Consider the following 12,297-nt stretch of genomic DNA (forward strand, 5'->3'; position numbering starts at 1 on the left):
GGAAGTCGCGCGGCATCCCCAGAACCAGCAGAGGTCTGATATCCGCCTGTATCGGTTCCTCGATCGACACACCGTTGAACCGGTACTCTCCGTCGATCACCTCGCCGCCGACGCCGCGGAACATCCAGCGGTGATGCGCGGAATCAAAGTCGGAGTATTCCCGGAAATTCTCTTCTACCGTCACGGCCGGAACCGACATCCCGCCGAGCAGGCAGACAACGGCGACAGCAACAATTCGAAACTTCATTCTTTCCCCCTCCTTCACCACGGCCAGTCCACCGCGTCGAGATGGGGATGACTGGCCATTTCCGTCCAGAGAAACGGGTACGCCTGGTGCGGAAAGAGCGGACGGCTGCTCCGAACCGATTCCACATGAAAATCGAGGCAGAGAACGTTCGCCTGCGACGCGTGCCGCGGCGCGGAAACTCCATAACCGCTCTGAAGTCCGTTGTTGCCCGGCTTGAATCGGAAATAGCCGTCCTCATAGTCGATCGTGCTGGCATCGATGCTGCGCCAGGTATCGGTAATGAGATAGCGGATCGCCGGTTTGGTGATGGAGCCCAGTGGACGGGGATTCGTCCAGACGCGGGCGATTGTCTCGTTCTGACCGTAGTGGATCAGCACTGCCTGATCCATCTCCGGGGCAGTCGGCATGGCCGGACAGTAAAAGTTATTGATTTTCAAAAGTTTCCCATCTTCCCCCATGATCCGCTGATATCAGCGATCCGTCCCCGCACTGTCGAAGATGGTCGGAATCAGGCAGTCACGGTTGTCGCTGACATACATCGCATAAGCCGTACCGACCTGTTTGAGATTGTTGGTACATTGAATCGCCTTCGCCGAATTCCGCGCCTTGTTCAGCGCCGGAAGCAGCATCGCGGCAAGAATTGCGATGATCGCAATTACAATAAGAAGCTCGATAAGAGTAAATGGAATGACGAATGATTTTTTTCTCTGCATATTCTGTTCTCCCTGGTTGAGTGTGAAAAATTACTTCTCATGGTTCGCCTCCGCTACGCTGTTGCCTTCGACAAGAATCGCTCCGATATGATGGCGCTCCGCCGTCGGAAATGATTCGCGCCGGAGCAGTTCAAGAATATCCGAATCGGTCCGGCCGGAATCGGCCGCAACCGAAGTGAACCGCACCGGGAAATCCCATTCCGGCAGCGGCTGCCCGAAAGTGACGACCGAAAGATCGCGCGGAATTTGCAAATTCTGTTCGAGCGCGCAGAAATAGAAAAGCTTCGCCAGCCGCAGGTTGCCGCAGATCCAGCCGGTGTGGCGGCTCTGCCGGAGAAACTGCCTCAGCGCAGTGGTGTCGCCATAGCTCTCCCCCACACTGTCGCGGACCGGGTCGAAGCCGGGCACGCTCTCCGCAATTGTCTCCAGCGCATGGCGAACTTTTTCCGGCAGAAGATGCCGCCGGGATACATGGGCGCTCTCCCCGAACTCGCCGAAGAATGCGATCCGCTCATGGCCCGCCTCCAGCAACCGCCGTGCCGCACGGCGGACCAGCGCAACATTATCCACCGGGAAATTGGGCGCCGGAGGATCACTCTCCAGCGGAGAACCGATCACAACCACCCGGACCTGTTCCGCCATCAGTGCCGCAATCTGCTCCCGGAACAGCGACGGATTCCCGTAGAAAATCACCGCAAAAGGTTTGCTCTGCAGACAGAATTCCAGCCCCATCGAAGTGCCACCCACCAAAAGCAGCGGCAGATACCCCTCCTCCCGGAACCGGTCGATCAGCCGGGTGGTGATGCTGTACTCCGCCAACGGTTCCCGGCGGGTGGTCAGTATCACCACGCTCCGTTCCGACGACGGCAGCGACAGCCGCGACTCCAGATTGTTGCTCCGCCAGCCGCAGTCCTCCATGCACTGAAAAATCTGCGCCTTGATCTCCGGACGCACCCCGGCCGTGCCGTTGATCGCCCGCGACACCGTCGCGATGCTCACCCCGCACTGTTCGGCGATGTCCCGGATCGTCACCTTTTTTGCCTTCAGTTTCACCTGGCTTCCTCTCTGTGAAAATATTTTCATTATTAATTATACCCGATATCACGGCAAAAAGCAAGAGCGGCGATGAAAATATTTTCATTTTTCAGGTTTCGGGGGAGTTTTTCCCCCGGAGCGGGGAAAAGGTAGGCAAAAAAGCGCCGATTCCTCTTGTATATTTCAAAGGGATTGCTATATTAACCATTCCATAGAGATGTGTCGGCTGCGGGCAGTCGCGGCGGTCGAAGGAGTTCGCTCCGGGGCCGTTGAGGAAAGTCCGGACTGCACAGAGCAGGGAGTCCTTTTGAAAAGAAGGATACCGCGGACCATATTCCGCGGGAAGGCCAGTGCCACAGAAAAAATACCGCCCCCGATTTGTCGGAGGTAAGGGTGAAAAGGCGGGGTAAGAGCCCGCCGGGCGCGTCAGCGAGAGCGGCGCCGCATGGTAAACCCCTCCCGCAGCAAGACCAAATAGGGGATGATGCCGTTGCTCGCGGCGCTATCAATCCCGGGTTCTGGTCGCATAGACAGATGATTGCCGCCTCCGTTCGCGGAGAGCACAGAATCCGGCTTACAGCAACCGCCGCATCTCTTCTCCCGGAGCGGTTCCGGAATCCGGCGCCGCGCGGGGGGTTTTGAATTCAGGTCCGGGAGGGAAGGTGGAATCCCCCCCGGGAAACGTCCGGGAATGTTTGGCAAAGATGGCGAAATATGCGATTCTCAGCGATATCCATGCCAATGGTGACGCGCTGAAAGTGGTTCTCGAAAAATGCCGCGAACTTGCGGTCGACCGGTATGTCTCGCTCGGCGATATCGTCGGGTACAATGCGGAACCGCGCGAATGTCTCTATTTGGTCCGCGACCTCAACTGGGCGGCCATGGTGCGCGGCAACCATGACGAATACACGGCAAACGGCAATACGGAGATGTCCGGATTCAACCCGCATGCGAAATTCGCGGTCAACTGGACCCGGCAGCAGCTCACCGAGGCCGAACGCGCCTGGCTGGTCGGGATGCCCTACCGCTCCACCGTGCCCGGCACCAACTCCACCATCGTCCACGCCACGCTGGATACGCCGGAGAACTGGGGATACATCTTCGACGCGCACCACGCGGCGGACAATTTCTCCTATCAGTTCACCCAGATCTGCTTCTGCGGCCACTCCCACGTGCCGGTCGCCTTCGTCAAGAAGCCGATCACCACGCTGAACGAACGGAGCATCGATGAACTGCCGGAGTGGACCACCAACGCCTCCTGCGAAATTGCCAACGTCGACTTCAACTACGCCGACGAACTCCCGGTCGAGGTCAAGGTCGGTTACAAGTATCTCTTCAACGTCGGCAGCATCGGTCAGCCGCGCAACCACGATCCGCGCGCCAGCTTTGCGGTGTTCGATACGGACAATCACATCATCACCCGCTACCGGCTGCCCTACGACATCGGTGCCGCCCAGAACAAGATCATCGACGCCGGCCTGCCCGAACGGCTGGCGCTCCGGCTCGCCGCCGGAACGTAACCCCGGCAAATCCGTTATGATCGACGCCGGCAGAATCAAACGCGTTCTGGTCATCAAACCGAGCAGTCTGGGTGACATCATCCATCTCTTCCCGGCGCTGGCGGAACTGCACCGGCGGCTGCCGGAGGCGGAACTGGACTTTCTGGTCGCCCCCGCCTTCGCGGAAATCCTGCGCTACAGCCCGTGGCCGGTTTCGGAAACGATCCTCTTTGAACGCAAAAAACTCGGGCAGTTCCGCTCCCTGCTGCCGGAATTTTTCCGGCTGGTGCGCAACCTCCGCCGCAAGCGGTACGATCTCATCCTCGATTTTCAGGGGCTGACCCGGAGTGCGCTCTTCGCCTTTCTGGCCAAAGGCGGACCGGTCGTCGGATTCGCCGCCCCGCGGGAACCGCTCGCCCGTTATTTCTACCGGCTCCACTTCCCGGTTCCGGCGGGGCATGCGGTCGAACGGTACGTCAATCTGGTCGGCGCCCTCTTTCACGATCCCTGCGCCGTCGAACTGCCCGAACTGCCGGAGCAGCCGGAAAATCTCGCTTCGCTCGAAAAAAAATGCGGGTGGCTGCCGGAACACCTCGTGGTGCTGATCCCCGGCGCACGCTGGGCCAGCAAGCAGTTTCCGCCGGAACTCTTCGCCCGGGTGAGCGAATCGCTGCACCGCCGGGTGCCGGACCTCTCCTTCGCGACGGCCGGTTCCGCAGGAGACCGTCCGGTGGAGGAGGCGATCGCGGCGGCGCTCCCCGCGGATTTCCCGTTGCTCCGCCTGTGCGGGAAAACCACGCTCGGCGAGATGATGGAGCTGCTCCGCCGCGCGGACGCGGTCGTCAGCAACGACTCCGGTCCGATTCATGCGGCGGCGGCGCTGCGCCGCCCGGTCTTCGGCTTTTTCGGCCCGACCGATCCGGAACGGACCGGTCCGTACAGTCCGGAAAGCAGGACATTCCAGCGGGATCTGCCGTGCATCCGCTGTCTGAAGCGGGTCTGCCCGACCGATTCCGCCTGTCACGCGCTCGATCCGGAGCGCATCGCAGAAGAAATTTCAACCCGTCTCGAAACCAGGAAAGGATCCCGGAAATCATGATAAAACTCACCTCCTGCAAACTCGTCACCGGCCTCCTCCTTCTGCTGGCCGCCCTCGCCGTCCACGCGCAGATGGGGCTGGACATCGACCTCAATCGCACGGTTTACATGCAGTACGAACCGGTTTACGCCTGCATTTCCCTGCGGAACGACTCCGGCCGGGCGCTGGTGTTCGGCAGCGATCCGCGGCTGCAGGGGTTCATCCTCTTCGAAATCCGCGACGCGAACGGCCGGGTGGTGCCGAAGCGCCCCGGCGCGGAAATCTCCGTCACCGGGCTGATCCTCGGCCCCGGCGAAGTCAAGCGGATGGTCCTGCCGGTGAACAAGTATTACAATATCGACGCCCTCGGCACCTACCGGATCAACGTCTATCTCTCCCACAGCATGCTCCCTTCGGAATACAAGAGCCGCGACCTCAAGTTCCAGGTGGCCAAAGGGGTGGACAACTGGAGCCGGACCGTCGGCATCCCCGACCTCACCGGGAAAAATGCCGGCAAGGCGATTCCCCGCACCTACACCATCCGTTCGCTGGTGGAGGGGAGCAACCGCTACTACTACCTGATCGTGGAAGACGCGCAGAAGGTCTTCGGCGTCATGCGGATCGGTCGCGCCATCGGGCAGGAGAAGTTCCAGGCGGAGATCGACATGCTCAGCCGGATTCACCTGCTGATGCCGGTCTCGCCCAAGGTGGGGCACTATCTCGCCTTCAGCATCGACGGGGAGAACATCGCCAACGAATACCGCAAGACCACCTCGACCATCCCCTCCCTGCTGCGCGATCCGGTCAGCGGCACGGTGTCGCTGGTCGGCGGTGAACCGGCCCGCATCGGCATCGACTTCAAGGATCCCTCCTACGGGAAGACCCGGGCGAGCAAACTCATCGAGGATGATGCTGATGACGATGCCGGCGGCCTGCCCGCGGTGACACCGCAGGAAAAACGCACCGCTCCGGTCAACCGCGGTCTGGTCGACCTCGCGCCGAAGACGAGCCGGTAACGCCGGAGGCGGACGATGAAAGGGAGCGACCGGCTTCTGCGCTCGGCGGAACAGATCATCCGCCCGGTGAGCTGGGCGACGCTGCCGCTGCTGATCGCGCTGCCGCTGCTGCGCAACGCGGGGCTCTGGAGCGCTCCCGGCTGGGTGACCGCCTGGCTGATGCCGATTCTCACCGGCGCGGCGGTCGGGTACCTCACCAATTTCATCGCCATCGAGATGCTCTTCAAGCCCTACCGGCGCACCGACCGCCACTGGCTGCGCTACGCGACGCTGGGCATCTGGCGCCAGGGGCTGATCCCGGCCAACAAGGATCGAATCGGGCGGGTGCTCGGGGAGGAGATCCCCCGGAACCTGATCGATCCGGACGAAATCGCCACGGAAATCGGGAAAGCCGCCACGGAACTCTTTGAAAATGAATCTCTGCTGCTTCGTCTGCGCGACGTTGCCACCCGCTTTCTGCAGCGCTATTCGGAGCGGATATCCGAATTCATCGCGCCGCATGTCGAAGAGGCGCTGCGCGCCGGACTGCGCGACAACCTGACGACGGAAAATCTCCGGCGGCTCTGGGATGAAGTGGCCGCCGGATACCTGAACGCCCCCGAAAACCGGGAGAAACTCGCCTCCGCCATCATCGATGAACTGCGGAAACGTTCTCCGGAACTGGCGTCACTGCTGCGCGACAATCTGCGCAGCGGCGTGCGCGACTACCTGCGGGAAAAACTCCGTCTTCTGCCGCGCATTCTGGTGCCGGCGGACCTCGCCGCGGGGCTGGTGGACTACCTCGACTGGGATCACATCGAGCGCCAGATCAGCGAAAAACTCGGGGAGGAACCGACGCAGGAGCTGATTCGCGAGGAAGTGCTCCGCTTCACGATGCGGGTACGGGACTACCTCCACAGCCCGAAAGCGCAGGAGCATCTCCGGGAACTGCTCACCCGTGGTTCCGCCAAGCTGGAGGAGATTCTGCACGACTACCTGCAGGAGAAGCTCCCGGAGCTGGCCGACCAGACGCTCCGCTCTCCGGAACTGTGGGAGATGCTCCGCAATCAGGTTCTGCCCGCGCTCCGCAAGGGGGTCGGGAGCTATCTGCGCGGCGAAGGGAAAGCGGTCCTCATCGCCCGGCTCAATCTGCCGCACCGGATTGAAGCCTCGGTCGCGGCGCAGGATGTGACTGAATTCCACCGGATGATCCTCGCGATTGCCGACGAACATCTCGTGGCGATTCAGGTGCTCGGCTACGTGCTCGGCGCCGTCGCGGGGGTGTTGCTCGCCGCAACGGCGCTCTGACCGGGGCTTCCCCGGAGGATGGAACTACTTCCGGTTCTTCTCAAACGCCTTTAACAGCACCTGTTTGCGGTCGGTGTCGCCGACCCGGCGGTTGTCTTTCCGGCTTTTCCCGGCGTGCTCGACGCTCCAGCCGGACCATTCACGGAATGCGTGATAGGTCCAGTCCCAGCCGTATTCGTCAAACAGTTCGGTACAATCCTTCAGATACTGAGCCCCGCCCGGCGCCCACGCCACCACGCTGAATTCTCCGACGAAAATACGGACTCCATGCCGCTTCTGAAATTCAAGGTAGGGACGAAACTCGTTTCGCAACCGCTCCTTGTCCCACCAGACGCCGTTGATGGCGCCGGGATAACGCCAGTTGGCGGCGCTGCGAACCGAAGAGACTCCATTGTGTGTGAACTCCATCGGACTGTAGAAATGGAACGAGTAAATGATGTTTTCGCCGCGAACTGCGAACGGCAGCGTCAGAAACCATTCGACGATGATCGGCGTATCGGGATCAACTTCGCGGATCACGTCGACCAGACGCTGTGCCATTTCCGGCCACGGATTCTTCGTGGGATCCTCCGGTTTGGGTTCATTCAACAGGTCGTAGCCGTAGATCATCTCATTGCCCTGGTAGTGCGCGGCAAGTTTCCGCCAGGCTTTCTCCAGCAGTACAAGGTTGGTGCTGTCGGGAGTGAGCTCATTGCTGAGAAGCTGCGTCAGTTTTCTGCCGCCGTAGTGGAGATCGAGCGCGAGTTTGATATTGTACTGGCGGGCCAGCGGCAGAATTTCCCTGTCGAGCCGGGCGATCTCGGAGTCGATCCAGCGCAGGTAGGCCTCCTCGGTCGTCAGTGCTTTCCGTAATTCGGAATCCGGGCGCATCTGATAGCGGAGCAGGTTGACCTTCCAGCGGCCGAGTTCGGCGAACGCCTCTGGGGAGAGATCATCCCCGCTCATCACACCGCGGTACTGTGTCCGCATGCCCGGCACCACCGGGCCGCGCGGCATGTCGGAAGTATCAGCCCGCACGGCATCGCGTACTGCCTCTTCGTCACTTCCCTCCCGGGCGCGGCGAATCTCGATCTGCGCCACCTCAAACATCCCCCTTCCGCCCTGGATCCCGATGGTAAGGCTCAAGCTGCTGCAATTCTCCGGAATCTGGAAAAACGTCCGCACCCTCTTCCAACCGTAACTGCCGAACCCTTTGACTGGTTCCGGGTAGTAGTACTTTTTTCCATCCTTGACCGTCAGCATGAATTTCGGCCCCAGATAATCGGCCTTTCCACTCAAATCGGAGCCGCGGATATATCCCTCGAACGAGATCAGGCCGGAGATTTTTTTCGGGTCAAGGGGCAGTGTGATCTTCGAATTGCCGTCCTTCTGCCGAACAAATCGGACCGCATTCCCTTTGCCGTCCGGAGCGCCGCCGGGAAGAAATTCCGGACGGGTTCCACTGGCCTGCCAGCGTTTCAATGAATCCGGCGAGTCGAAATTCTCCCGAAACAGCACCTCATCGGTGCTGACCAGTGCACCGTGGAGTACCATTCCGGCAGATGCGAACAATAAAAACAGTTTCTTCATCAGCTTTTTCCTTTTCGGAATAAAATGAGCCATAAAAGTCATCGATAAAATAGTCTTCCCGATCGGTCCTCAAAAACGATCGGCGGTTACGGATCTCTGCCGATTTCACTACAGTCAGACTTATTTCACTACCCAGTGGAGGTTCCAGCAGGCACTATCCTGCACATTGAAGGGATAGGACGCCCCGGGATCGCGAACATTGGACACCTTGTAGCTGGAGACGTTCCCGCCGAGGGAAAGCACATTACAGCTTCCGGAATGCCGTGCCGCCGGATATCCCTGCCCGCTGTCGCTGTAATCGAAGCGTGCAGTACCCCCTGTAATACGAAAATAACCCTTCGCCTCATCCATTCCGGTGGAACTGCCGATCCACGATTCGACCAGCCCGAACTTTTTCGAAATATTCTTGATCGAAGTGAGCCTCGGCGAATTGACGGTGGCCCGTTGTATGATATTCTGATTGATCCCGTAATGAGAGGTGGCAACATACCATGAGTCCGAACCGTCGAGCGGAAAATTCCCGGCCATGGAGGGACAGCGCAGCAGACTGAGCTGGATGTAAGCGCTGCTTGTCAGACCGATCTCTGCGCCGTAAGATCCATCCTGCCGCCGCCCCAGCATGGTGGCATTCCAGTAAGGCTGCTTGCCGGCGCCGTAATCCATCGGCGGCAGCCGGTCGCCGTTGTCTCCGGCGTACATGGCAAACCCGAGCCCCAGCTGTTTCAGATTATTGGTACAGGTTGCCTGCCGCCCCCGCTCCCGCGCCGCATTCAACGCCGGCAGCAGCATCGCCGCCAGAATCGCGATGATCGCTATAACGACAAGAAGTTCAATAAGAGTGAATCGAAATGGCGAACCGGTTCGTTTTCCGGGGAATGAGTGGGAATGTTTCCGCATGATCGCTGTTCTCCTGTTTTATGCTCCGGGACCGCCGGACGACGGCCCCGGAATCCGTTCCTTACTTCCGATGGGTGGTCCGGGCGGCCTTCGCACGGTTGTAACCCGGATAGACCGCGTGATCCAGCCCCTGCAGCATCGTGAGTTCGGCCGGTCCCGGCAGATTGTTGTAGAGCACCCAGACGCCCGAGGGCGGGCAGACCCAGTCGGAAAGGCCGGCGGTGATCTTCACCGGGCATTTGACCCGCCGGGCGAAGTTTACCGTGTCGAAATACCCCAGCCCCGGCGCGTACTCCGGGCGCCAGCCGCGCACCCGGCCGATCTTCACCCCGCCGAGGTCGCAGAACCACGGGATGCTGATGTCACACGAGGTGATGCCCTCCGACAGACCGGCCACCGCCACCGTCTGAAACGCCCCCTGGCTGCCGCCGATGAGATAAATCTCCTTCCGGTTCCACTCCGGCAGGCTCCGGGCGTACTCCAGCGCGCGCAGGTCGCGCAGGATCATGTTGTTGAAGTAACAGCTCTCCGGCTTCTGATTCTCCTCGTTTCGGAACCCGTATCCCCGGAGCTCTCCCCGCGCCAGCGCGGTGTAGTAGGCCGCCTCGCGGTTGTTCTCAATGCCGTGTGCATTGACGAAGAAACAGATCGCCTTCGGCGACTCCCGCACCTGCGCACTGTGGACCGCGTAGCCGTCGAAGTAAATTCGCAACGGCAGAGATCCGGGCTTCGCCCCCTTCGGAATCGAAAGATATCCGGAAACCGGCCGGTTCCCCGCGCAGGCCACCTTGACGTCGTAAATGGTCGAAACGGCCGTCTCCTTCAGCACCTTGCGTTCGAGTTCCCGGAGCGGTATCGCGGCGAGCTGTTCTTTCGCCCGGCTCCAGTAGGCGTCGAAATCGGCCGGCTCCGGCACCCCCTGTTTCAGGGTTTCCGCCGCAACGCCTCCGGCGAGTCCGTACTGTACGTTGCGCCCGTTGCGCCGTTTCGCCGGGGTTCCATACGGATCGAGCAGCATCGCCTTGACCATCACAAAACCGGGCTGATTCAGAGAGGCGCGCACCTCACACGTCTCTCCGGCTTTCACCTCACGCTCGAAGGTCTCCTTCCGGCCGTCATCGCTTGATCGAACGATCCGGAGCTTCCCCGATTCCGGTTTTCCGTCGTTGAGAATCCGGAAGGAGAACACCATCTCCTCGCCGGGCTTGTACGCGGCATCCTTCCGGTTGGCCGTGCCGGTGACGAGACGTTTCTCATAATCGGGCATCTCCACCTCGACAATCCGCACGTTGCGAAACCGTACCGTGCCGGAAACCTGTTCCAGGCCGAGCGTAAACGCCGCGCTTTTCAGCTGCGGCAGCGAGATGCGGGCCGAACGGGTCTGCCACGGCAGCGTCCCCACCGCATTCGGTGCCTGCGGGTAGTTGCGTTTGCCGTCGGCATAGACGAGCGAAAGCATCACCTTGACGCCGTTCCACGGCTTCGGTGGAGCGGAAACATTCTCCTGCTCCACTTCGGCGGAAAACACCACACTCTTCCCGGAAAGCAGCGTGGGATCCAGCGGAATCGAAACCTTGTTCCCCGCCTTCGTCTTCGCCTGAATCGTCAGCACCTGCACGCCGTTCTCCTCCGTCACAGTGCGGGTGGAGGTCGGCTTGACCTGCCGCAGAAAATCCGCGGTAAAGAGTACTTTCTCCGCCCCGCCTGCGGCCAGCGCCATTCCGAGCAGGAACATCAGCCCGGCCATTCGAATCCGTTTCATTGCAACTCCTTTCATTGATCGTGGTTGTTCTTATGATATTCACGATAGAATGTGATCTTGAGTTTTTTTGTCCCGGAAGGGCGCCGTCCGGAGGCACGCCACTTGAGCAACCGCCCCAGCGCCACCGGGTAGAGATCGAGGAAGGAACAGCGCCACTCCACCAGATCCATCCGGTAATATGACGGCGCGTGAAACCGTCCGGCGCGGGTGCGCAACGTCACGCCAAGCCGCCCCCGCCGCAACTCCTCCGGAATCTCGCGGCAGTAGAACGTATCAAGAACACTGTCAAACGGGGTAAAAACCGTATCCGCCGACTCCCCGCGCAACACTTCGGCAAGCCGGGCGCAGACCTCATCCCACAAGCGCAACCTGTCATTGTCTGCCTGTTCTTCCGCAGTGAAAAACGGCAGTTCCAGCGGCGCGACCTCCACGTGGCGCGCCAGCGCCTGCACCATATCCCGGATACTGGAGTTGCTGCGGTCGTTCAACAGCACCAGGGCCCGTTTCCGCCCCCGGCGGCGGAGGTCCCGCCCGATCCGGTCGCCCCCATCGGCGTAATCGGTCACCACCGCCGGCAGGAAACACTCCGGAATCGCCTGATCGAGCAGCATCACCGGAATCGATTGCGACAATTCCTCGAAAAAAGCGGCGTTGGCAAACGTGTCCTCCGGCGAAAGAATGATGCCGTCAAATCCATTGTAGAGCAGATTCTCGGCAATTTCCCGCTCCCGTTTCGGTTCCCTCTCGGAGGAACGCACCGTCACCATCGCGTTGCAGTGCAGCTCCTCAACCGATCTGAGCAACGCATACGGCACCTGGCGCCCGAACGAACCATCGGGAACATACGGGTGAATCAGCCCGAGCTTGAGAATCCCCGCCTCCGCCGCAGCATCGGCGACCACCCGCCCGCTCCGGCCGTGGTGCACTTCGATCAGCGCCTCCTCGCGCAACAGCCGCATCGCCTGCTGGATCACGCAGATGCTCACTCCGTACTCCGCCGACAACTGCCGGAAGCTCGGCAACCTGCCGTCGTCACGGAGAAGTTTCCCCTCCCCCAGACGGCTCCGGAGCTGCCGCGCCACCTGCCGATACGCCGCCTCCCGGCCGTCCTTGATGATGACCGATGGTTTCATCGTCCTCTCTTCAAAACTGTATTAGTGTATTGCATTAATATTATACCATAAACCATTTTAA

General features: G+C 60.5%; 12 protein-coding genes and 1 other RNA gene. 5 read left to right on the plus strand and 8 right to left on the minus strand.

Features of this window, described 5'->3' with window-relative positions; genetic code table 11:
* From ACMLHG_RS01475 to ACMLHG_RS01490, 4 genes are all read right to left on the minus strand, one after another.
* On the minus strand, positions 1-247 hold a 247-nt coding region (locus tag ACMLHG_RS01475; RefSeq protein WP_417169306.1), incomplete at its 3' end, for a hypothetical protein.
* A gap of 14 nt (positions 248-261) precedes the next feature.
* Complete coding sequence (locus ACMLHG_RS01480; protein ID WP_417169307.1) at positions 262-684, minus strand: hypothetical protein; 423 nt, start codon at positions 682-684, stop codon at positions 262-264.
* Between the two features lie 33 nt (positions 685-717).
* A complete protein-coding gene (locus ACMLHG_RS01485; RefSeq protein ID WP_417169308.1) occupies positions 718-960 on the minus strand; it encodes a prepilin-type N-terminal cleavage/methylation domain-containing protein in 243 nt (80 codons plus the stop codon).
* Between the two features lie 30 nt (positions 961-990).
* Positions 991-2,013, minus strand: coding sequence for a LacI family DNA-binding transcriptional regulator (locus tag ACMLHG_RS01490; RefSeq protein WP_417169309.1), 1,023 nt, complete (start codon positions 2,011-2,013; stop codon positions 991-993).
* A gap of 202 nt (positions 2,014-2,215) precedes the next feature.
* Between ACMLHG_RS01490 and rnpB the strand changes: the two genes are divergently transcribed.
* The 5 genes from rnpB (at position 2,216) to ACMLHG_RS01515 (ending at position 6,875) form a co-directional block, all read left to right on the plus strand.
* An RNA gene (gene rnpB / locus ACMLHG_RS01495) (RNase P RNA component class A) lies at positions 2,216-2,588 on the plus strand.
* A gap of 111 nt (positions 2,589-2,699) precedes the next feature.
* Positions 2,700-3,515, plus strand: coding sequence for a metallophosphoesterase family protein (locus ACMLHG_RS01500; RefSeq protein ID WP_294436907.1), 816 nt, complete (start codon positions 2,700-2,702; stop codon positions 3,513-3,515).
* A gap of 16 nt (positions 3,516-3,531) precedes the next feature.
* A complete protein-coding gene (gene waaF, locus ACMLHG_RS01505; protein WP_295812433.1) occupies positions 3,532-4,593 on the plus strand; it encodes a lipopolysaccharide heptosyltransferase II in 1,062 nt (353 codons plus the stop codon).
* Positions 4,590-5,588: a hypothetical protein gene (locus tag ACMLHG_RS01510; RefSeq protein WP_295812435.1), complete on the plus strand. Its 999-nt coding sequence runs from the start codon at positions 4,590-4,592 to the stop codon at positions 5,586-5,588. Before waaF ends, ACMLHG_RS01510 begins: the two co-directional genes overlap by 4 nt.
* 15 nt (positions 5,589-5,603) lie before the next feature.
* A complete protein-coding gene (locus ACMLHG_RS01515) occupies positions 5,604-6,875 on the plus strand; it encodes a DUF445 family protein (protein WP_417169310.1) in 1,272 nt (423 codons plus the stop codon).
* A gap of 24 nt (positions 6,876-6,899) precedes the next feature.
* Here the strand turns inward: ACMLHG_RS01515 and ACMLHG_RS01520 are convergent, their stop codons facing one another.
* The 4 genes from ACMLHG_RS01520 to ACMLHG_RS01535 form a co-directional block, all read right to left on the minus strand.
* A complete protein-coding gene (locus ACMLHG_RS01520; RefSeq protein ID WP_417169311.1) occupies positions 6,900-8,444 on the minus strand; it encodes a glycoside hydrolase family 5 protein in 1,545 nt (514 codons plus the stop codon).
* Between the two features lie 120 nt (positions 8,445-8,564).
* On the minus strand, positions 8,565-9,341 hold the full coding sequence (locus ACMLHG_RS01525; RefSeq protein ID WP_417169312.1) for a DUF1559 domain-containing protein: 777 nt from the start codon (positions 9,339-9,341) through the stop codon (positions 8,565-8,567).
* A 61-nt stretch (positions 9,342-9,402) separates the two neighbouring features.
* On the minus strand, positions 9,403-11,103 hold the full coding sequence (locus ACMLHG_RS01530) for an acetylxylan esterase (protein ID WP_417169313.1): 1,701 nt from the start codon (positions 11,101-11,103) through the stop codon (positions 9,403-9,405).
* Positions 11,104-11,114: 11 nt separating this feature from the next.
* Positions 11,115-12,236: a GntR family transcriptional regulator gene (locus ACMLHG_RS01535; RefSeq protein ID WP_417169314.1), complete on the minus strand. Its 1,122-nt coding sequence runs from the start codon at positions 12,234-12,236 to the stop codon at positions 11,115-11,117.
* Positions 12,237-12,297 lie beyond the last annotated feature (61 nt).

This window comes from Victivallis sp., assembly GCF_048170485.1.
In the GTDB taxonomy this organism is placed as follows: Bacteria; Verrucomicrobiota; Lentisphaeria; order Victivallales; family Victivallaceae; genus Victivallis.